The organism is Aliarcobacter cryaerophilus ATCC 43158 (assembly GCF_003660105.1).
Taxonomy (GTDB): Bacteria; Campylobacterota; Campylobacteria; order Campylobacterales; family Arcobacteraceae; genus Aliarcobacter; species Aliarcobacter cryaerophilus.
In genome coordinates, this window is sequence record NZ_CP032823.1 from 745,294 (window position 1) to 765,132 (window position 19,839).

Sequence of the window (19,839 nt, forward strand, 5' to 3'; positions counted from 1 at the left end):
AATGAATCCAGATTTAGTATATTTGGTACAAACAGATACAACTGTTGGTTTCTCATCATTTAATGATGAGAAACTATCAAATATAAAACAAAGACCTTCCAATCAAAAAATTCTTAAAACTTTGGATAGTTTTGTAACTTTAAAAGAGTTTGCAAGAGTTCCAAAAAAGTTTAGAAAAATCGTGAGAAATAGTTCTAAAACTACATTTATATATCCAAATTCAAACTCTTTTAGGGTTGTAAAATCTGATTCTAGCTTTTTTGATTTTATAAAAAAATTCAGAGTTTTATCTTCAACCTCTGCAAATAAAACAAAAGAAAGTTTTGATTATGATTTTGCTTTTGAAAAATGTGATGTTGAAGTTGTAGGAAATGTTGGATTTTTTGAAACTTTCTCTTCAAAGATTTATAAATTAAGTAAAAATAGATTAAAAAAAATAAGATAGTCATTGTCTTGTTTTAAGCAAAATAAAACGCAAACTAAACTATAATCAAAATTCTTTTTTAAGACCCTGTCGTCTAGCGGCCAAGGACCTCAAGATTTCCTCTTGATGACGAAAGTTCGAATCTTTCTGGGGTCGCCATTTCAAAGTACTATATAATCGTAGTTTAATCTATATAAATATTTTTTATTGCCTAAAAGAAATAAAGTAGGGTGTGGTTTGGGGTGTGGTTTTGAACAAATAATATTGAGTTATAAAGCCAAAAAAAGATATGGATATATTTTCTTTACTCTAAATATTAATAAATATTTGTATCTAAATCAAAATTAAGAGATTTTTTCATTTAATCTTCTTTTTTCTATGATACGAGCAAAAATATCGTGAACTCCATCATCTTTATCTAGCCAAAGCCACTCTTTTACATTGTCTATAAACCAATCTTGTTCTTCTAAATTACTCCATACAAAACAACCTAAATCAGACGGACTATCATTTTTTGATACATAGTAGAATTTATCTATTTTTTTCATTCTTGAAAATTCAGCTAAATAATCAATATTTTTATATATCTCTTCTAAACTATATTTTCCCTCTCGTAGGATTTTTTCTTCGTCCATAACTATTTTTATTCCATATTCTGTTATGTTATTTGTATCTACTTTTTTTGTCATTTTTTGCTCCTTTATTTGATATATTATAATATCATTTATATATTTTCCAAACTTCATTTTAAAACATTTCTATTAAATAAAAAATGTTGAAGCCAAAAAAGAGTATAGATATATGTTCAATACATTTAATTGAAATGAACAGATATAATTTTTTATACTAGGGTGGTATAAAAATTTTATACTACCCCATATTTATTTTTTAATTAGTTGATGGATTTTTTGGTTGAAAAGTTTTAATAATTGAACTTGGAGCTTTTACTACATTTGCTGTATTCGTTGCACTTCCTGATATTTGACTACCTAAAGCACTTTTTGATATAGCTTCAATTGAAACAGTTCCTAGTTTTTCAGCTATTGAATGAGCAACTTTTACAAGTCCTAACATTATTATCCCCATAATAAAAGATTGCAGAGCTACTCCCATTGGCTCAATATTATTTCCTACATTACTAATTAATGATGTTTGAAAATCTGTGTATGTTCCCATTACTGCTGACATTATTAAACCAACTATTAAAATAGTTAAAGCATTTGAAATAAACATATTTAGCCATTGATTAAATATTTGTTTTGAGAAACCAAAAGCTAGAGCAAATACAGCTATTGGTAAAAGTAATAATAGTAATTTTAAAGTAAGCTCTGTAAAAACAATTATTAAAAATGTAGGAACTGCACCTATAACAAAACCTAAATAAATTAATAACATACATAAAGTACCTAAAATCGCCCCTGGTATACTACTTGGAGTGGCTTGATATGTTATATTTGCTAGTTTTATTGCTTCATCAAATAGTTTATCTAATTTAGCAAATAAGTTTATATCACCACTCATAAGATGATGAAGACCCTCAAAAGCTACCTTTAAAGTTTCCATAAATCCACCTTGATTAGTAGCAACTGAAATAACAAGAGAAGCTGATACAATTTTCCAAACTAATTCTCTTAAAGGCTCTTGAGATTTACCAGCAAAAGATTTATAAGCTTCAAACATTACCCAAAGAGTAACTGTAATTCCAAATAAACTAGCTAAAGCTTGAATAATAGTTTGAATATCTGATGAATTTAAGAAATTAAATATACTTGAAACAAAAGCTCCTAAACCTTGAAAGAAATTCATAAAATCCCCTTTTGACTTAAATAATTACTCCAAATAGCAATAAGAACTATCAAAAGTAAAATGATTATAAATTTGCCTTGGTTTTCACCAATATCAGGTTTATTTTTAGGCTCTATTTTAAAATTGATTTTTTGACTTATATTGTCGAATAAATCTGCAAAAAAACCAAAAAATCTTGATATGTATAGAAAAAATAAGCTTATGATCCTAAAAGGATTAAAAGCTATTTTCATAAAAGATATAATTTTTTGTTCACTCATTTTTTTGCCTTATCATCAGGTTTTAATGACCAATCAAATTTTGAAAAATCTATATGCTTCCCTTTAACTGTATCGTATGCTTTTTGCTTCATAGCACTCCATTCATTTGTTTGTTTTAGTTCTTCAAACCATACATTAGCTTTCATTCCATAAACTTTTTCATACTCTTTTGTGATGGCTTTAGCTTGTTGCTCAATATCATTTTTAACAATTTGTATAGCAAATATTTTTTCTCTATATTCAATTTTTGCTTTATCTTCTGCACTCTCTCCACAACCACTTAATAAAAAAGCTAAACTTATAGCCATTCCAAATATAATTTTTTTCATTTTTTACTTCTCCTTGTTTATTGACCAATTAAATTTTGAAAAATCACTATGTTTATTTAGTGTACTTTCAAATTGTCTTTGTTTTTGCTCTTCTTCTGCTCTTGCCATAGCTTGATTGTTTTTTTCCATCATATCAATTTTCATTTGGATAATTTGCATTTGAGCCATTTCCATATTAATAGCATTTGCTATATCTTGACTATCTTTTATATCTTGTGAGCTTGAAACTCTGCTAGATAATTTTTCTAAATTTTCTGCTGATGCATCTACCATCTTTTTAGTTTCTTGAACTGTTGCAATTTGTGTAACTTCTCTTTGAAGTTTCATTTTGCAATTCTCTTTTTCCCAATCTTTGTAAATTTGATTTTCACATCTATCAAAAACATTATATTTTTGAAATAAACTTCTTGATAAATTCCCAATATTTGAACTAGGGTTTGCCATAGCTTTAGCTAAATCTAAATAGTCATCACCATATACTTTCGCATATTGTTGTAATCTGTTTAAATCTTTTACAAATCCAACACTATCACGAATACCTGTTTTACTCATAAGTTCAGTTTCATAAGCTGTTAATTGGCTAGAGTAGTGCGAAGCTGTATCACTCCATCTTTCGGCTGTTTCTTTCCACTCTGCTATCTCTTTGATGTTTTGAGCTAAAGTTTGAGCAATAGCAAGGACATCAACTGTTGGTATTCCTGAACTAAAAAGTAATTGAGTGCTTAGAACTGCACTAATTAGATATTTTTTCATATTTATTTTTCCTTGTTTAAGTTTGTATTATTTTTTATATCTTGTAAACGAGCTTCTAGCTCATCATCTTTAATTTTTAACTCTTTAAGCTCCTTTCTAATTTCTAACTCTCTATTTTCTAGCTCTTTAAAAAGAGTTTCTAAATCTTTCAAAAACTCTTGAAAAATAGCTTCTACTCGCTCATCAATAATTTCATTACTTTTAATTTCCATTTTTATATTTCCTTTTATGCTGTTTTTTCATTTATATATTCTATTAATTCCCAATCATCACTATCGTAGATAAGCTCTTCACGGCACCATATAATCAATCTTTCTATTTTTGTTAAGTTGATAGGCTTATTATTGTTTTCTATATGGTTTAAAAGCTTATTTAACCACTTATCGTATCTATTAGCTAGAATATCATCAAGATAAATAGATTCTTTATAGAAATTATCTTTTTTTACAAAGAAATTCTCAACCATTAAATCTTTTTTTAGTTTTGATATGTCAATATTTGACATAAACAAATTAAATATTTTTATATTTATGTTTACTTCTTGTTCTGTATGATTTTGTTTCAGCTCTCTCATACAGAGCTTTTTAATTAATGCTATTTCATTGGTAACCTCTTTTTTTATAATTTGTATTGTGCTTGTTTGTATATTTGCTTTAAATATCTCTTTTTTTAATGCTTCTTTAGTTTTTGTGTTACCCGTTTTAATATCAGTTTTTACCAAAGTGCTATTATTTTGAATATCATAAAATAAATCTTCAAACTGCTCTTTATTCTCTTTTGGAAAATGTGAAAATATATGTTTATAAATATATTTTGGAACTGGAGTTCTACTTGTTAAAATTAAATTTATTTTATTTTTTCTTTTCCAACCGTCCAACTCGTGGATATATTTTATATCATCACTTTTAAACTGTTTTTTAATATATTTTGAAACATATCCAACAGCTTTTTTACTATCTTGCAAGATTTCTATTTCACATCTTCCTATATCATTATCTTTATTTTTTGAATAAATAGAATTAATTAAATATTTGTTGATGGGTTTTTCTTTATTATTTGAAATAAATCTTTTTTCATCTGTACATTTCATTTTATTTTTAATAATACTTATTGCAGTTTCAAGCTCTTCATTTGGAACAAATAAAACTATGTGTAAGTGTGGAGTTAGTGAGATATGTTTTTCTACTACTTGAACATATCTGCAAAATATCTTTTTTCTACCAAAATCAGTTTTTGAAAACTCTTTAATAAAATTTCTTTTTACATTATTCAAAAGTTCATAAGCTACTTTTGGAGAGTTTTCTTTTTTATGTAATGGATTAGAAATAAGATTTTTTTGTTCATCTAGTTTATATTTATGGAATTGACTGTTTGCAGTTAATGTAATAAAAAGAGCTGTAAAGTTATCTTTATACTTTTCTTGCATTTCTTTTTGAAAATAGATAGATTTAAAAATTAAATCATTGTATCTTAGTTCATACTCTTTTTTTAAATCAAAAGTTAAATCTTCTATTTCACCAGTTTTTAAATTTAAAAGCTTTTTATTACTCATAAACTCTTTTTGTTTTGCTTCAAATTTTTCAGAGTATATTCTAAGTTCAAAAAGCTCTTCTTGAATTATGTTTGTTTTCATTCTCATTTTTTCCTATGGGACAATCTTCAATAACTAGACAAGGGCAAAGCCAAAATCTAACTTATTTGAAAATTTGGATTTTGCCATCAATAAAATATTTAAGTAAAATATTTAATCCACCACCAAAACCAATACCATAATCTTGGAATTTTTTTTCTGCTATTTCTTTTGTATTTCTATCTATTGCAAAAGTAATTTTTTTACTTTGTTCATTTTTTCTTTCTATTTGGTTTTCCATCTTTTTCCCTTTATAGTTTTTATGTAAATAAATGTAAGTTTATACAACATTTGATATACTAATGATTGTTTTTAAGATATAAAAAAACAATAAAGCACAAATATGTATTATTTTGCATTTATAAGTATTACTATATATTGTAATATATTAATATATGCTTAAAATTATTATTGATTAGGGTAAAAATGGATTTTGATACTTATTTTGAAAAACTTTTTAATTTTTATAATGTTTCAACAATTAAAGAACTATCACAAAAAATTGGAATAGGTGCTTCAACCATATCTGCTTGGAATCAAAGAAAATCTATATCGGCATTAAAAAAAGCTTGTAGAGAACTTAATATTTATAATGATATTTTTGGGAATATAGACAATAAAATATTAGAAGCTTTGAATAAAGAACAACAAGATGAAATAAAAAATAGTATAGATGAAGATACAATGTTTCATATTCAAAATCTTTTTACAATAGCTAAAAGAAAAAATTTATTGAAAGAACTAAAAACTGAATTAAGTATGATGTATTTAAAATATTCTACTTATGACAAAGATTCGAAAACAGAAGATGGAAGAAATATTTTTAATGATAATATAATTTTTGAAGCTCCAGAAAAAATTTAGAAAATTATTAGAAATAGTAAAAATATCATTTCAGAAAATTTAGAAAAAAATATAAAAGAATCTGAAAAAGAAAACTCATAAATTAATCTTTTTATTTTTATGAAATCTCACAAAAACATTTTATTTTTTTGCCTATAAAAAGAGAAAAATCAAACAAACTTTTTTAAAAAGTTACAGATTTATTTTTGCTATTAAAAAAACTTTTCTAGCTAGTTGCTGTAAAAATTGATAAATGTATTTTTGTTTAAATATTTGTATTACAGGAAAGGAAACTAGGACACAAAAAGCAGGGCTTTTTTGTCCTAGATTTCCGACCTGTTCTGCGAAGCTCTTGTATAAAACTTTTGTAAACAAAAGATTTTATGATTTTTTTTAGAAAAAAAATATTTTAATTTAGTACAAAAAATATATTTTTTAAATCATTTTTAATTAAATTTAATTCAATAAAATTTATTGAATTTTACTTTTTATTTTAAAATTTCAAAAACTTTTTTAAGTCCAGCACTAGCAACTTTTTGTTGAACTTTTGCATATCTTTTTGTAGGTCGTGTTGAACTATGTCCAAGAATAGCTGAAACAACTTCCATACTATTATCAGTTTCATTTAAAGATATTTCACCAATTAAATGTCTTAAATCGTGTATTCTAATTTGCTTATTAATATTTGCATTTTCAAGAATTCTTTTCCAAGCCCATCTAAGATTTTTTACTTTATCACCTGTAACATTTGATTTAAAAACATATCCTGTTTTTTCATTTTTATTTATTAAAATTTCATAGAGTTCATCTGTTATTTCATAAATCATATTTTTTTTTGCTTTGTTAATTTCAAATCCAATTTGATATACTCTTTTTTCAAGGTCTATCATATCCCAAGTTAAACTTAATACTTCCTCTTTACGGCGACCGTGCAAAAGAAAAGTAAATATTTCTCTATAAAGTTGCTCTTTAAAATTTATTATTGTTTTAAACAGCCTTTTTGATTCATCTAAAGTAAGAGGAAAATCTCTTGTATTATCATATTTTGGTTTATCAACTTGGGAAACTGGATTATTAATCATCATTTTATTTTTTATAGCAAATTTAAAGATAGATGATAAATCTGCTAAGAGATTATCAACTGTTTTTGGAGCTCTTGTTTTTATTAAATCATTAACAAAATTTTGTATATGAAAAACTTGCATATTGTTTATTAAATAATTATCAAATAAAGGTTTAAAATGAGTATTATAATTACTTTTTTTAGTTTCATAAGTTCTTTTTGCAATTGATTTTGAATTTTCAAGATGAGTATAATATAATTCCCATAATTGCTTAAATGTTATATTTTTAGAAGCATAGTTATTGTTTGAAATATCATTTTTTAACTCTTCTTTTTTTAAGTATGCTATTTTTGCATTTGTTCTATAACAATCATTTTCATATCCAACAATCCTTTTATATCTATTTTTATTTAATTCAAAAATAGCAACAAATACTTTACCTTTTAAAGGGTCTTTAAAAAAGTAGATTCCTACATAATTAGTTTTTGTAAGTTTTGGTAAAGCCATTCTAATTTTTCCTTTTAGGGTGTGGTTTAGGGTGTGGTTTTGAATGTAAATATATGTATATTTATAAAGATAATACTAATATATAAAAACTTAAATAGCCTATAAAAAGGACATTTGAAACGATAAATTATATATTGGTATAATTAGAACAAAAAGATTTCCTCTTGATGACGCATGTTCGAATCATGCTGGGGTCGCCACTCACACTTTATTCCAATTTTAATTTTCTACTTTAACCTTAAATAAAATTTTATATAAATTAGTTTTTCTATAATATTATTAATAGTGTTCAAAGAATAAACATAGTATATTTCATGTTCAATTTTTAAAGGGGAATTAAGATTTTGAATCAAGAAGAGATAGAACTAAAAATTCTAAGAAGTGTAGATAAAGTCACAAGCCAAAGAACAATAGCAGATGAAATAGGCTATAGCTTGGGAAAAGTGAACTATGTACTTAAAAACTTAATTGATAAAGGTTTTATAAAAACTCAAAGATTTGTAAACTCAGAAAATAAAATCCAATATAAATACTTACTTACACCAAAAGGTATAAAAGAAAAAATTGAAATCACAGAAAAGTTTATTTCTATAAAAAAAGCTGAGTATGATGAGCTTCAAAAAGAGCTTGAAGTTTTGAAAGGTTTGGGGGAAAGTTAAAATGACAAATATTATTTTATGCGGAGGAAGTGGAACAAGACTGTGGCCAATTAGTCGTACTCTTATGCCAAAACAGTTTGTTAAACTTTTTTCAAATAAGTCACTATTTCAATTAACGGTTGAGAGAAATAGTAAATTATGTAAATCACAATTTATAGTATCAAACTCTGAGCAATATTTTCTTGCATTAGACCAATTAGAAGAACTTAGTATTGATAATAATAAATACCTTCTTGAGCCTCTAGCAAGAAATACAGCTCCTGCAATTGCACTTGCTTGTATGGCTTTAGATTATGATGAAATAGTTCTTGTAACTCCAAGTGATCATTTAATAAAAGATGAAAAAGAGTATGAAAAAGTGATAAATAAAGCAAAAGAGTTTGCTTCTAATAATAAACTAGTTACATTTGGAATTACTCCAACATTTGCCGAAACTGGATTTGGATATATTGAAAGTATAAATGAGTTTGATGTAAAAGCCTTTCATGAAAAACCAAACTTTAAAACGGCAACTTCATATCTAAAAGCTGGAAACTATTATTGGAACTCTGGAATGTTTTGTTTTAAAGCAGGAGTATTCCTTGATGAACTTAAAATTTATTCACCTGAGATATATGAAACTTCAAAAATATCTTTTGAAAATGCAACAAATACAAACAACCTGATTAGAATAAAATATGAAGATATGGCAAATATTCCTGAGGATAGTATAGATTATGCTGTTATGGAGAAATCAAATATAGTCAAAGTAATTCCTTCAAATATATCGTGGAGTGATGTAGGAAGCTTTGATTCACTCTATGAAGAACTTCCAAAAGATGAAAATAATAATACTATAAATGAAAATCATATCTCAATTGATTCAAAAAATAATTTAATATATGGAAGTGAGCGAAAAATAGCAACTGTCGATATAGAAGATTTAATAATTATTGATACTGGTGATGCACTTTTGATATCAAAAAAAGGCTCTAGCCAAAAAGTTAAAAAAGTAGTTGAAAAACTAAAAGAGTCAAACTCACAACTGCATAATATTCACTTAACAGGATATAGACCTTGGGGGTCTTATACAATACTTGAAGAATCAAGTGGATATAAAATAAAAAAAATAGAAGTAAACCCAGGGAAAAGATTATCTCTACAAAAACATTTCCATAGAAGTGAACACTGGATTGTGGTATCAGGAACTGCAACTGTAACTGTTGGAGATGAAAAAAGATTAGTTCGACCGAATGAGAGTACATATATAAAAGCAGGGGAGCTTCATAGACTTGAAAATGAAGGTAAAATTTCAGTAGTTTTAATAGAAGCACAAGTTGGTGAATATACAGGTGAAGATGATATTGTAAGAGTTGAAGATGATTTTAGTAGAGAGTGTAAAAATTAGAATGCTTGAGCTAGAACAATTTAAAACTTTAGTAGATATCGCACCTTTAGTTTCAATAGATTTTATTATTAAAAATCAAGACAATAAAATACTTCTTGGAAAAAGAGTCAATAAACCAGCTTGTGATTACTTTTTTACACTTGGTGGAAGAGTTTATAAAAATGAAACTATAAATGAAGCAAAAAAAAGAGTATTAAAAGATGAAATTGGATTAAATATTGAAAATTTTAATCCAAAGTTTATAGGAGTGTTTGAGCACTTTTATGAAAATAGTTTTGTATATGATAATATATCAACACATTATGTAAATCTTGGATATGAGATAGAGGTATTTTATATGCAAGACTTACCAACAAAACAACACAATGAATATGTATGGTTAAGTAAGGATGAAATTATGAACTCAAATGAAGTTCATAAGTATGTAAAAGATTATTTTAAATAGGAGAATAGGAATAAATGGCACAACAAAAAGTAGCATTAATCACAGGAATAACAGGACAAGATGGAAGTTATCTTGCTGAATTTTTACTAAAAAAAGGTTATATAGTTCATGGAATTAAAAGAAGAAGTTCTTTGTTTAATACAGATAGGATAGATCATCTTTATCAAGATGTTCATGAAAATAATGTAAATCTTCATCTACATTTTGGCGATATGACAGATTCTATGAATTTAACTAGAATTATTCAAGAGACACAACCAGATGAGATTTATAATCTTGCAGCTATGAGCCATGTTGCTGTTTCTTTTGAAACACCTGAATATGTTGCTAATGCAGATGGTACTGGAACACTAAGAATTCTTGAAGCTGTTAAACTTTTAGGCTTAACAAAAAAAACAAAAATTTACCAAGCAAGTACATCTGAACTTTATGGAAAAGTACAAGAGACACCTCAAAGTGAAACAACTCCATTTTACCCAAGAAGCCCATATGCAGTTGCTAAAATGTATGCGTATTGGATAACTTTAAACTATAGAGAAGCTTATGGTATGTTTGCTTGTAATGGAATACTATTTAATCATGAATCTCCTGTAAGAGGAGAAACATTTGTTACTAGAAAAATCACTCGTGCAGCTTCTAAAATAGCTCTTGGACTTCAAGATAAGTTATATCTAGGAAATCTTGATGCAAAAAGAGACTGGGGACATGCAAAAGATTATGTAAGAATGATGTGGATGATTTTACAAGCAGAGATTGCAGAAGACTGGGTAATAGCAACAGGACAAACTACAACTGTAAGAGATTTTGTGAAATTCTCATTTGCTTATGCTGGAATAAACTTAAGATTTGAAGGTATTGGTGTAGATGAAGTTGGTATTGTAGATTCTTTGGATTTAGAAAAAGCAAAAGCTTCAAATGTAGATATTTCTCATTTAATTATTGGACAAAATGTAGTTTGTGTAGACCCAAGATATTTCAGACCAACAGAAGTTGATTTACTTTTAGGAGACCCAACAAAAGCTGAACAAAAACTTGGATGGAATAGAGAATATAACTTACAAGATTTAGTAAATGATATGATGAAATCAGATTTAAAACTGATGACAAAAGATGTTTACCTAAAAGATGGTGGATATAAAACTATGAGTTATTTTGAATAGGATTTCTTAAATATGCAAAAAATACTAATAACTGGTTCAAATGGAATGGTAGGAAAAAATATAGTTAAATTTGAAAAATCAAAAAACTATATTCTTCTAACTCCATCAAGTAAAGAACTTAATCTTTTAGATAGAAGTTCGGTTGATAAATATATAAAAGAAAATAATCCAGATATTGTAATTCATTGTGCAGGAAGAGTTGGAGGTATTCAAGCTAATATGGCTAATCCTGTCACTTTTTTGGTTCAAAATACTCAAATTGGATTAAACATCATCATGGCTTCAAAAGAAGCTGGAATTAGAAAACTTATAAATATGAGTAGCTCTTGTATGTATCCAAGAGATGCAAAAAATCCTTTAGGTGAAGAGCTGATACTTAAAGGTGAACTAGAACCAACAAATGAAGGATATGCTGTAGCAAAAGTTACAACAACTAAACTTTGTGAATATATAAATAGAGAAGATAAAAAATTTCAATATAAAACTATTATTCCGTGTAATTTATATGGACGATACGATAAGTTTGACCCAAAACACTCTCATATGCTTCCTGCTGTTATTAAAAAAATTTATGAAGCAAAAGTAAATAATCAAGAAAGTCTTGATATTTGGGGTGATGGAGAAGCCAGAAGAGAATTTATGTATGCAGAAGATTTAGCTGATTTTACATACTTTTCTTTAGAAAACTTTGAATCAATGCCTCAAAATATCAATGTAGGGTTAGGACATGACTATACTATCAATGAATATTATAAAGCAATAGCAGAAGTGATAGGATATGAAGGAAACTTTGTACATGACTTATCAAAACCAGTTGGAATGAAACAAAAACTTATAGATGATACCAAGCTTCAAAGCTTTGGTTGGAAATATAAAACATCTTTAAAAGATGGAATTATTAAGACTTACGAATATTATTTAAAAGAGGTATTAAATGACAAATAGCTATCCATTAGCAACATCAACATGGGATGAAAAAGAATTAGAAGCGATTCAAAGTGTAATAAACAGAGATATGTACACTATGGGTGAAAGTGTAGCTTCTTTTGAAAAAGATTTTTGTAAGTTTACAGGAAGTAAATATGTTGTTATGGTAAGTTCTGGTTCAACTGCAAACTTAATAGCAACGGCTGCACTTTTTTATACAAAAAATCCAAAACTCAAACGAGGTGATGAAGTAATAGTTCCTGCTGTTTCATGGTCAACTACATACTATCCACTTTATCAATATGGACTTAAATTAAAGTTTGTAGATATTGATTTAGAAACTTTAAACTATGATTTAGATGCTTTAAAAGAAGTGATTACAGAAAATACAAAAATGATAATGGTAGTAAATCTTTTAGGTAATCCAAACGATTTTGATAAAATTTTTGAAATGATAAAAGATAAAGATATTATTGTTTTAGAAGATAATTGTGAATCTATGGGTGCTGAATACAAAGGTAAACAAGCGGGTACTTTTGGAATAATGGGAACATTTTCAACATTCTTCTCTCATCATATGGCAACTATGGAAGGTGGATTTGTAGTTACTGATGATGAAGAACTTTATCATATTTTACTATCTCTTAGAGCTCATGGTTGGACAAGAAACTTACCTAAAGAAAACAAAGTATGTACAAAAAGTGAAGATTGGTTTGAAGAGTCATTTAGATTTGTACTTCCAGGATACAATGTACGACCAGTAGAGATGAGTGGAGCAATAGGAATAGAACAACTTAAAAAACTTCCAAATTTTTTAGCTAAAAGAAGAGAAAATGCAAAACTTTTCCAAGAGTTATTTTCGAATCATCCTGATTTTATTATTCAAAAAGATATTTGTAATAGTTCATGGTTTGGATTTTCGCTTATCATTAAACCTACTTCAAAACTTAAAAGAGTTGATATAGTTAAAAAGCTTATTGATGCAAAAATAGATTGTAGACCAATAGTAACTGGAAATTTTACTAGAAATGATGTAATGAAATATTTTGATTATGAAATACATGGTGAACTTAAAAATGCTGATTATTTACATAAAAATGGATTGTTTGTTGGTAATCATCAGATTGGTTTGGAAGATGAGATTAAGTATTTAGCAGAGGTACTAAATTGATAATAGTTAAATTAATTGGTGGACTCACAAGCCAAATGCATAAATATGCACTTGGTAAGGTTCTCGCTTTAAAACACAATGTACCTTTAAAACTAGATTTGTCGTGGTTTGATGATAAAGAGAAAACTGATACCGCATGGCCTTATCAATTAGAATTTTATGGTATCAAAGAAGATATAGCTACGCCAGAAGAGATTAAAAAACTTAAGGGAAGTGATAGATATTGCACCTTTGCAAGAAGAGTGAAACATTATTTAGGATTAGATATTTATAAAAAGACTTATATAAATACTAGTTTTCTATCTGTTGATGAGTTTAACAATCTTGAATCTGAAATTTATTTAGAAGGTGAATGGATAGGTTTTCAATATTTAGAAAACTACAAAGATACTATAAAAAAATTATTCACCTATCCCATCAAACTAAATGACAATATTAATTTTATTAAAAAAGATATACAAAGTGTGAATTCTGTATTTTTACACATAAGAAGAGGAGATTTTTTGTCTCATCCTGGAGCTGCAAAATTTCATTCAGTTTGTGGATTGGACTATTATTCTAAAGCACTTGAGATTGTAAAGTCAAAAGTTGATGAACCTTCACTTTATATTTTTTCAGATGATATAAAATGGGCAAAAGAAAATCTAAAATTTGATATAAACATGAAGTTTATGGATGGAAATAATAATTATGAAGATTTATTACTTATGTCAACTTGCAAACATTCTATTATAGCAAATAGCGGTTTTAGTTCATGGGGAGCTTGGTTAAATAAGAATAAAAACAAAGTAGTGATAGCACCAGAGAAGTGGGTTCAAGATGATTTTTTAAACAAAAAATTTTTGGAATTTCTTAAGTCAGATAATCTTATTTTCGTAGAGAATCAAAATTGAAAATTTTTTTAAATAAATTTAATTTTATTTTAGATAGAGATGATAGAAAAAAAATATATTTCATTGTATTGTTTTCATTAATAATATCTTTTATTGAAATGATAGGTATTTCAGCGGTGATGCCATTTATAGCAATCATTAGCAATAATAACTATATATACGAAAATAGTTTTTTAAAGTTTATATACGATGTGTTGAATTTTTCCAATAATATTGATTTTATTTTGTTTTTTGGCATTTGTTTAATTGGATTTTATATAATTAGAGCAATATTAACTATGGTGTATTTTTATGTGATATCAAAATTTGCAAGAGGAAAATACAATGCGATTTCTAAAGAGATATTTCAGAAAATACTAAATATGAAATATATTGATTTTACGAATGTAAAATCTTCACATTATTCAAAGAGTATTATAAATGAAGCATATAACTTTACTACAGTTATCATAGCGTTTTTAAATATTATTACAGAAGTTTTTGTGATTGTACTTATATATTCTTTGATGTTTTATGTAAATTTTGAATTAACAATGTTAATAACTTCAATTTTAGTGGTAAGTATGTTATTTTTGATAAAAGTGGTATCGAAAAAGATTAAGAAAGCAGGTGTCCAAAGAGATATATCTCAAAAATCTTTTTATGATATTATTACAAATACTTTTGGAAGCTATAAGCTTATAAAGCTTTCTATTAATAATGTGACAAATATACAAAATAGATTTACAAATTCTAGTATAAATTTTACAAATTCAAATATAGTTTCAGAAACAATATCTCAACTACCAAGGGTGTTTTTAGAATCTATTACATTTATTATGATCATTGTAATTGTACTTTTTTTAGTATTTACTTCTTATGAAAACTTGATGGATAAGGTTCCATCGTTAACTTTAATTCTTTTAGGTTTATATAGGTTAATGCCATCAGCAAATAGATTACTAACATCTTATGGACAAATTATTTATGCACATCGATCTTTAGACATTATATATGAAATTTATCAATGTAATGCTGAACAATTTTCACATCAAAAAGAAATAGACTTTAAAACTAATTTAGAATTGAGAAATCTAACATTTGGCTATGAGATTGAAAAACCTATTCTTAAAAGTATTAATTTATCTATTAATAAAGGTGAAAAAGTTGCGTTTGTAGGTCCCAGTGGAAGTGGAAAGTCTTCTATGGTGGATATTTTATGTGGTCTTATAACTATTAACAAAAATATATTATTTGTAGATAATCAAGAAATCAATGATTCAAATATACTTAGTTTAAGAAATAAAATTGGCTATATACCTCAAAATGTATATTTGTTTGACGGTACAGTGGCAGAAAATATTTGTTTGGGTAATAAAAGAGATGATGAAAAAATTATTGATGTATTGAAAAAAGCAAATATTTATGATCTTTTATTAACTAAAGAAGGTTTGGAAACAGAAGTTGGCGATAGTGGTGTAAAACTAAGCGGAGGACAAAAACAGAGAATTGCTATTGCAAGAGCCTTGTATATGGATCCTGAAATTTTAGTTTTAGATGAAGCAACATCGGCATTAGACGAAACTACGGAACAAAAAATTATGGATGAAATTTTAAAAGTAAGTACTGATAAGACTTTGATAATGATAGCTCATAGACTAAAAACTATAGAACATTGTGATAGTGTTTATGAACTTAAAAATGGCAGCATAAGGAGGAAAAGATGAAAGGAATTATCTTGGCAGGTGGTAGCGGGACAAGACTTTATCCTATCACAAGAAGTATAAGTAAACAATTGCTCCCGATATATGATAAGCCGATGATTTATTATCCGCTCTCAGTACTTATGCTTGCTGGAATAAAAGAAGTTTTAATAATTTCAACGCCACAAGATTTACCAAAATTTGAAGAACTTTTGGGAGATGGTAGTGACTGGGGTATACAACTGGAGTACAAAATCCAACCAAGTCCTGATGGATTAGCTCAAGCTTTTATTTTAGGTGAAGAATTTATTGGAAATGATAGTGTTGCTTTGGTTCTTGGAGATAATATTTTTTACGGTCAAGGATTTACACCACTACTCAAAAATGCAGCATCTTTGAAATATGGAGCAGTTGTATTTGGATATCAAGTAAAAGACCCTGAAAGATTTGGTGTAGTGGAATTTGATAAGGATAAAAATGCTATCAGTATTGAAGAAAAACCAACAAAATCAAAATTAAATTTCGCAGTAACTGGGCTATACTTTTATGATAATGATGTAGTTGAGATTGCAAAAAATGTCAAGCCAAGTGAACGAGGTGAACTAGAAATCACAACGGTAAATCAAGAGTATCTAAAAAGAGGAAAACTAAAAGTTGAGCTATTAGGTCGTGGATTTGCATGGCTTGATACAGGAACTCATGATAGCCTCATAGAAGCAGGTCAATTTGTACAAACAATAGAACATAGACAAGGATATAAAATAGCTTGTCTTGAAGAGATAGCGTATAACAATGGCTGGATAGATAAAGAAAAGATACTAGAAATAGCAAAACCACTTTCTAAAAATGGTTACGGGCAATATTTATATGATTTAGTAAGAGAAGAAAATGAATAACAATAATAAATCAATACTTTTAACAGGAACAGCAGGATTTATAGGGTCAAACTTCGTACCATATTTCTTAGAAAAATATCCAGAGTATAACCTCATAAACCTAGACCTTCTTACTTATGCAGGGAACTTAGAAAACCTTACTGAATGTGAACAAAACCCTCGATATAAGTTTATCAAAGGGGATATTTGCAATCGTGAGCTTGTTGAGTTTATATTTAGTGAATATGATATTAGAGGTGTTATTCACTTTGCAGCTGAATCTCATGTAGATAACTCTATCAAAAATCCTGGGGTATTTGTACAAACAAATGTAAATGGTACATATACCCTTGTAGATGTAGCAAAAAAATATTGGATGGAAAAACCTTTTACATACAAAGAAGAGTATCAGGATTGTAGATTTCACCATATCTCAACTGATGAAGTCTATGGAACACTTAGCCTTAATCCTGAAGATTTATTTACAGAAAAGACACCCTACGCACCAAACTCTCCCTACTCAGCAAGTAAAGCATCAAGTGACATGATAATTAGAGCCTATAATGAAACCTATGGCATGAACACAGTTATAACAAACTGCTCAAACAACTATGGTCCAAAACAACATGATGAAAAACTCATCCCGACTATTATAAGAAAAGCTTTAGCAGGTGAAAGTATTCCTATCTATGGTGATGGTAAAAACATAAGAGATTGGCTTTATGTGCTTGATCACTGTAAAGGAATAGATTTAGTTTACCATGAAGGTAAAAAAGGAGAAACTTATAATATAGGTGGAAGAAATGAGAGAACAAACCTTAAAATCGTAGATAGAATTTGCCAAATATTGGACGAAGTCCACCCAATCAAAAATAATTCAGAATTAAACACTCAACATTCAACATTATCCTCATACAAAAGTTTAATAACTTTTGTTGAGGATCGTGCTGGTCATGATAGAAGATATGCGATAGATGCAACTAAGCTAGAAACTGAACTAGGATGGAAAGCAGATGAGAACTTCGATACAGGGATTGTTAAAACTATAGAATGGTATTTAAATAAATATGGAATGACAAAATGACAAGTTATAAATTAGTAGATTTTAAAACATTGGGAGATGATAGAGGTTCACTTATAGCTATAGAAGATGGATACAATGCTCCTTTTGATATAAAAAGAGTTTACTATATCTTTGATACAAAAGAGGGAGTTGAGAGAGGTTTTCATGCTCACATAAATCTTAAGCAAATTTGTATAGCTGTAAAAGGTAGCTGTACTTTTGTACTTGATGATGGAGATAAAAGAGAAGAGATAAAGCTTACCAATCCAAACCAAGGACTTTTTATAGAAGGACTTATCTGGAGAGAGATGAAAGATTTCAGCACTGATTGTGTTTTAGTTGTTTTGGCAAGTGAGCATTATGATGAAAGTGATTATATAAGAGATTATGAAATTTTTAAAAAGGAAGTAGAAAATGGAAAAAACTAAAAAATTAGTAATAGTAGGAAGTGGTGAGACAGGTTTGATTGCTTATGAATATTTTCAATTTGATTCTTGTTATGAAGTAGTTGCATTTAGTGTAAATGAACAATACATTACTGAAACGACTATATATGACTTACCTGTAGTTCCATTTGAAACTTTAGAAGAGAAGTACAATCCAAACGAGTATGAAGTATATGTAGCTATAAGCTCAGGAAAACTAAATAGAAATAGAACCAAAGTTTATAATGAAGCAAAATCAAAAGGTTATAAGTGTGCAAGCTATATAAGTTCCAAAGCCTTTGTATGGAGAAATGTAGAGGTCGGAGAAAATTGTTTTATATTTGAAGATAATACGCTTCAACCATTTGTAAAAATAGGTAATAATGTAACACTTTGGAGTGGTAATCATATAGGACATAATACTATTATTAAAGATAATTGTTTTGTATCTTCTCATTCTGTAATTTCGGGATTTTGTGAAGTTGGAGAAAACTGTTTTTTAGGTGTTAATTGTACTATAGAAGATAATACTAAAATAGCAAAAGATAATTTTGTAGGTGCTGGAGCTTTAATACAAAAAGATACAAATGAAAAGGATTTTTATCAAGTAAAACAAACGGAGTTATCTAAGGTAAATACACATAGGCTATTTAAAATAAAATAAAGGATAAAGTAATGTCAAAATATGGATTATTGGAACAAAATGTATGCGAAAGTATTGCTGATTATAGAGCTGAGGAGTTGTTGTATAGAGGGTTTACAATTATAGAAGATGTACTTCCAGTAGATAGATTAGATGAGTTAAGAGTAAAAGTAGATGCGGTCTATGATAAACAAGTACAAATATTAGGTGAGGATTTAATTGATACTATCAGAGATGGATTAGTTGCTAGAAATCTTCTTTGTCATGATGACACATTTGTAGAGTTTTTACAACTATCTCCTATAGTAGAAGTATTAAAAAAAGTAATAGGTGAAAAATATATATTGATTGCACAAAATGGTATCATTAACAAAAGCAAACAACATCACTATCAAAGAAATTGGCATAGAGATTTAGCTTATCAAAACTATATGTGTAGTGAACCTCTTGCAATAAATGTAATGATTGCATTAGATGATTTTACTATTGAGAGCGGTGCAACTGAAGTTGTTCCATTTTCACATAAAATTGTAAAAATTCCAACAGATAAGTATATAGAAGAAAATAAACTATCTGCTTGTATAAAGGCAGGTTCTGCAATCATCTTTGATAGTATTTTATTGCATAAAGCTGGCGTAAATGAATCAGACACTATTCTAACTCGTAGAGGTGTAAATCACATCTATGGAAAACCTATGATGAGACAAACTATAGATATTCCTAAGGCAATGTGTGGAAAATTCAAAGATGATACACATTTACGAACGGTTCTTGGCTATGAGTTTGAGAGTTATATAAGTGATATAGAGTGGAGAAAATTTAAATATGAACAATTTAAGGAAAATGAGTTCAAGCATAGATTAGATGACAAGCCATTATATTGAAGGTTAATA

Annotated in this window: 24 protein-coding genes and 1 tRNA gene; 16 read left to right on the forward strand and 9 right to left on the reverse strand. The window is 27.5% G+C overall.

Annotated features, from left to right (window positions below; all coding sequences use genetic code 11):
- Nucleotide 1: 1 nt before the first annotated feature.
- Complete coding sequence (locus ACRYA_RS03720) at nucleotides 2-445, forward strand: Sua5 YciO YrdC YwlC family protein (RefSeq protein ID WP_105917715.1); 444 nt, start codon at nucleotides 2-4, stop codon at nucleotides 443-445.
- A gap of 62 nt (nucleotides 446-507) precedes the next feature.
- A tRNA-Glu gene (locus ACRYA_RS10685) sits at nucleotides 508-583 on the forward strand.
- A 185-nt stretch (nucleotides 584-768) separates the two neighbouring features.
- On the opposite strand, the gene ACRYA_RS03725 is transcribed toward ACRYA_RS10685, so the two are convergent.
- The 8 genes from ACRYA_RS03725 to ACRYA_RS10725 all read right to left on the reverse strand — a co-directional run bounded on the left by ACRYA_RS03725 (nucleotide 769) and on the right by ACRYA_RS10725 (nucleotide 5,443).
- A complete protein-coding gene (locus ACRYA_RS03725; RefSeq protein ID WP_105917714.1) occupies nucleotides 769-1,113 on the reverse strand; it encodes a hypothetical protein in 345 nt (114 codons plus the stop codon).
- Between the two features lie 199 nt (nucleotides 1,114-1,312).
- Complete coding sequence (locus tag ACRYA_RS03730) at nucleotides 1,313-2,230, reverse strand: TrbL/VirB6 family protein (RefSeq protein WP_105917713.1); 918 nt, start codon at nucleotides 2,228-2,230, stop codon at nucleotides 1,313-1,315.
- Nucleotides 2,227-2,490: a hypothetical protein gene (locus tag ACRYA_RS03735; RefSeq protein WP_105917712.1), complete on the reverse strand. Its 264-nt coding sequence runs from the start codon at nucleotides 2,488-2,490 to the stop codon at nucleotides 2,227-2,229. Before ACRYA_RS03735 ends, ACRYA_RS03730 begins: the two co-directional genes overlap by 4 nt.
- On the reverse strand, nucleotides 2,487-2,819 hold the full coding sequence (locus ACRYA_RS03740; protein ID WP_105917711.1) for a lipoprotein: 333 nt from the start codon (nucleotides 2,817-2,819) through the stop codon (nucleotides 2,487-2,489). The genes ACRYA_RS03735 and ACRYA_RS03740 overlap by 4 nt, the downstream gene beginning before the upstream one ends.
- 3 nt (nucleotides 2,820-2,822) lie before the next feature.
- Nucleotides 2,823-3,572, reverse strand: coding sequence for a type IV secretion system protein (locus tag ACRYA_RS03745; RefSeq protein ID WP_105917710.1), 750 nt, complete (start codon nucleotides 3,570-3,572; stop codon nucleotides 2,823-2,825).
- Between the two features lie 2 nt (nucleotides 3,573-3,574).
- Nucleotides 3,575-3,784 (reverse strand): hypothetical protein, encoded by a 210-nt coding sequence (locus ACRYA_RS03750; RefSeq protein ID WP_105917709.1) that lies wholly within the window; start codon nucleotides 3,782-3,784, stop codon nucleotides 3,575-3,577.
- 14 nt (nucleotides 3,785-3,798) lie between these two features.
- Nucleotides 3,799-5,205, reverse strand: a complete 1,407-nt coding sequence (locus tag ACRYA_RS03755; protein WP_165786098.1) for a replication endonuclease — start codon at nucleotides 5,203-5,205, stop codon at nucleotides 3,799-3,801.
- Between the two features lie 61 nt (nucleotides 5,206-5,266).
- Nucleotides 5,267-5,443: a hypothetical protein gene (locus ACRYA_RS10725; RefSeq protein WP_165786097.1), complete on the reverse strand. Its 177-nt coding sequence runs from the start codon at nucleotides 5,441-5,443 to the stop codon at nucleotides 5,267-5,269.
- Between the two features lie 185 nt (nucleotides 5,444-5,628).
- Between ACRYA_RS10725 and ACRYA_RS03760 the strand changes: the two genes are divergently transcribed.
- Nucleotides 5,629-6,066, forward strand: a complete 438-nt coding sequence (locus ACRYA_RS03760) for a helix-turn-helix domain-containing protein (RefSeq protein ID WP_105917707.1) — start codon at nucleotides 5,629-5,631, stop codon at nucleotides 6,064-6,066.
- Nucleotides 6,067-6,533: 467 nt separating this feature from the next.
- On the opposite strand, the gene ACRYA_RS03765 is transcribed toward ACRYA_RS03760, so the two are convergent.
- Nucleotides 6,534-7,616 carry a tyrosine-type recombinase/integrase gene (locus ACRYA_RS03765; RefSeq protein WP_105917706.1) on the reverse strand — a complete coding sequence of 361 codons (1,083 nt, stop codon included), beginning with the start codon at nucleotides 7,614-7,616 and terminating at the stop codon, nucleotides 6,534-6,536.
- A gap of 344 nt (nucleotides 7,617-7,960) precedes the next feature.
- On the opposite strand from ACRYA_RS03765, the gene ACRYA_RS03770 reads away from it, so the two are divergent.
- The 13 genes from ACRYA_RS03770 (at nucleotide 7,961) to ACRYA_RS03830 (ending at nucleotide 19,830) form a co-directional block, all read left to right on the forward strand.
- Nucleotides 7,961-8,275: a MarR family EPS-associated transcriptional regulator gene (locus tag ACRYA_RS03770; RefSeq protein WP_105917705.1), complete on the forward strand. Its 315-nt coding sequence runs from the start codon at nucleotides 7,961-7,963 to the stop codon at nucleotides 8,273-8,275.
- 1 nt (nucleotide 8,276) lies between these two features.
- Nucleotides 8,277-9,662: a mannose-1-phosphate guanylyltransferase/mannose-6-phosphate isomerase gene (locus tag ACRYA_RS03775; RefSeq protein ID WP_105917704.1), complete on the forward strand. Its 1,386-nt coding sequence runs from the start codon at nucleotides 8,277-8,279 to the stop codon at nucleotides 9,660-9,662.
- Nucleotides 9,634-10,107 carry a GDP-mannose mannosyl hydrolase gene (locus ACRYA_RS03780; RefSeq protein ID WP_228199781.1) on the forward strand — a complete coding sequence of 158 codons (474 nt, stop codon included), beginning with the start codon at nucleotides 9,634-9,636 and terminating at the stop codon, nucleotides 10,105-10,107. Before ACRYA_RS03775 ends, ACRYA_RS03780 begins: the two co-directional genes overlap by 29 nt.
- A 14-nt stretch (nucleotides 10,108-10,121) precedes the next feature.
- A complete protein-coding gene (gene gmd, locus ACRYA_RS03785; protein WP_105917703.1) occupies nucleotides 10,122-11,267 on the forward strand; it encodes a GDP-mannose 4,6-dehydratase in 1,146 nt (381 codons plus the stop codon).
- Nucleotides 11,268-11,279: 12 nt separating this feature from the next.
- Nucleotides 11,280-12,212 (forward strand): GDP-L-fucose synthase family protein, encoded by a 933-nt coding sequence (locus ACRYA_RS03790; RefSeq protein ID WP_105917702.1) that lies wholly within the window; start codon nucleotides 11,280-11,282, stop codon nucleotides 12,210-12,212.
- Nucleotides 12,202-13,365: a DegT/DnrJ/EryC1/StrS family aminotransferase gene (locus tag ACRYA_RS03795; protein ID WP_105917701.1), complete on the forward strand. Its 1,164-nt coding sequence runs from the start codon at nucleotides 12,202-12,204 to the stop codon at nucleotides 13,363-13,365. Before ACRYA_RS03790 ends, ACRYA_RS03795 begins: the two co-directional genes overlap by 11 nt.
- Entirely contained in the window at nucleotides 13,362-14,258 is an 897-nt protein-coding gene (locus ACRYA_RS03800) for an alpha-1,2-fucosyltransferase (RefSeq protein ID WP_105917700.1), read from the forward strand. The genes ACRYA_RS03795 and ACRYA_RS03800 overlap by 4 nt, the downstream gene beginning before the upstream one ends.
- Nucleotides 14,259-14,377: 119 nt before the next feature.
- The gene (locus ACRYA_RS03805; protein ID WP_228199795.1) at nucleotides 14,378-15,964 is read left to right on the forward strand and encodes an ABC transporter ATP-binding protein; all 1,587 of its coding nucleotides are present in this window, start codon (nucleotides 14,378-14,380) and stop codon (nucleotides 15,962-15,964) included.
- Entirely contained in the window at nucleotides 15,961-16,836 is an 876-nt protein-coding gene (gene rfbA / locus ACRYA_RS03810; RefSeq protein ID WP_105917698.1) for a glucose-1-phosphate thymidylyltransferase RfbA, read from the forward strand. Before ACRYA_RS03805 ends, rfbA begins: the two co-directional genes overlap by 4 nt.
- Nucleotides 16,829-17,899, forward strand: coding sequence for a dTDP-glucose 4,6-dehydratase (gene rfbB / locus ACRYA_RS03815; protein WP_105917697.1), 1,071 nt, complete (start codon nucleotides 16,829-16,831; stop codon nucleotides 17,897-17,899). The genes rfbA and rfbB overlap by 8 nt, the downstream gene beginning before the upstream one ends.
- Nucleotides 17,896-18,306 carry a sugar 3,4-ketoisomerase gene (locus tag ACRYA_RS03820; RefSeq protein ID WP_105917696.1) on the forward strand — a complete coding sequence of 137 codons (411 nt, stop codon included), beginning with the start codon at nucleotides 17,896-17,898 and terminating at the stop codon, nucleotides 18,304-18,306. The genes rfbB and ACRYA_RS03820 overlap by 4 nt, the downstream gene beginning before the upstream one ends.
- On the forward strand, nucleotides 18,293-18,967 hold the full coding sequence (locus ACRYA_RS03825; RefSeq protein WP_105917695.1) for an acetyltransferase: 675 nt from the start codon (nucleotides 18,293-18,295) through the stop codon (nucleotides 18,965-18,967). The genes ACRYA_RS03820 and ACRYA_RS03825 overlap by 14 nt, the downstream gene beginning before the upstream one ends.
- A gap of 11 nt (nucleotides 18,968-18,978) precedes the next feature.
- On the forward strand, nucleotides 18,979-19,830 hold the full coding sequence (locus ACRYA_RS03830; protein WP_105917694.1) for a phytanoyl-CoA dioxygenase family protein: 852 nt from the start codon (nucleotides 18,979-18,981) through the stop codon (nucleotides 19,828-19,830).
- Nucleotides 19,831-19,839 lie beyond the last annotated feature (9 nt).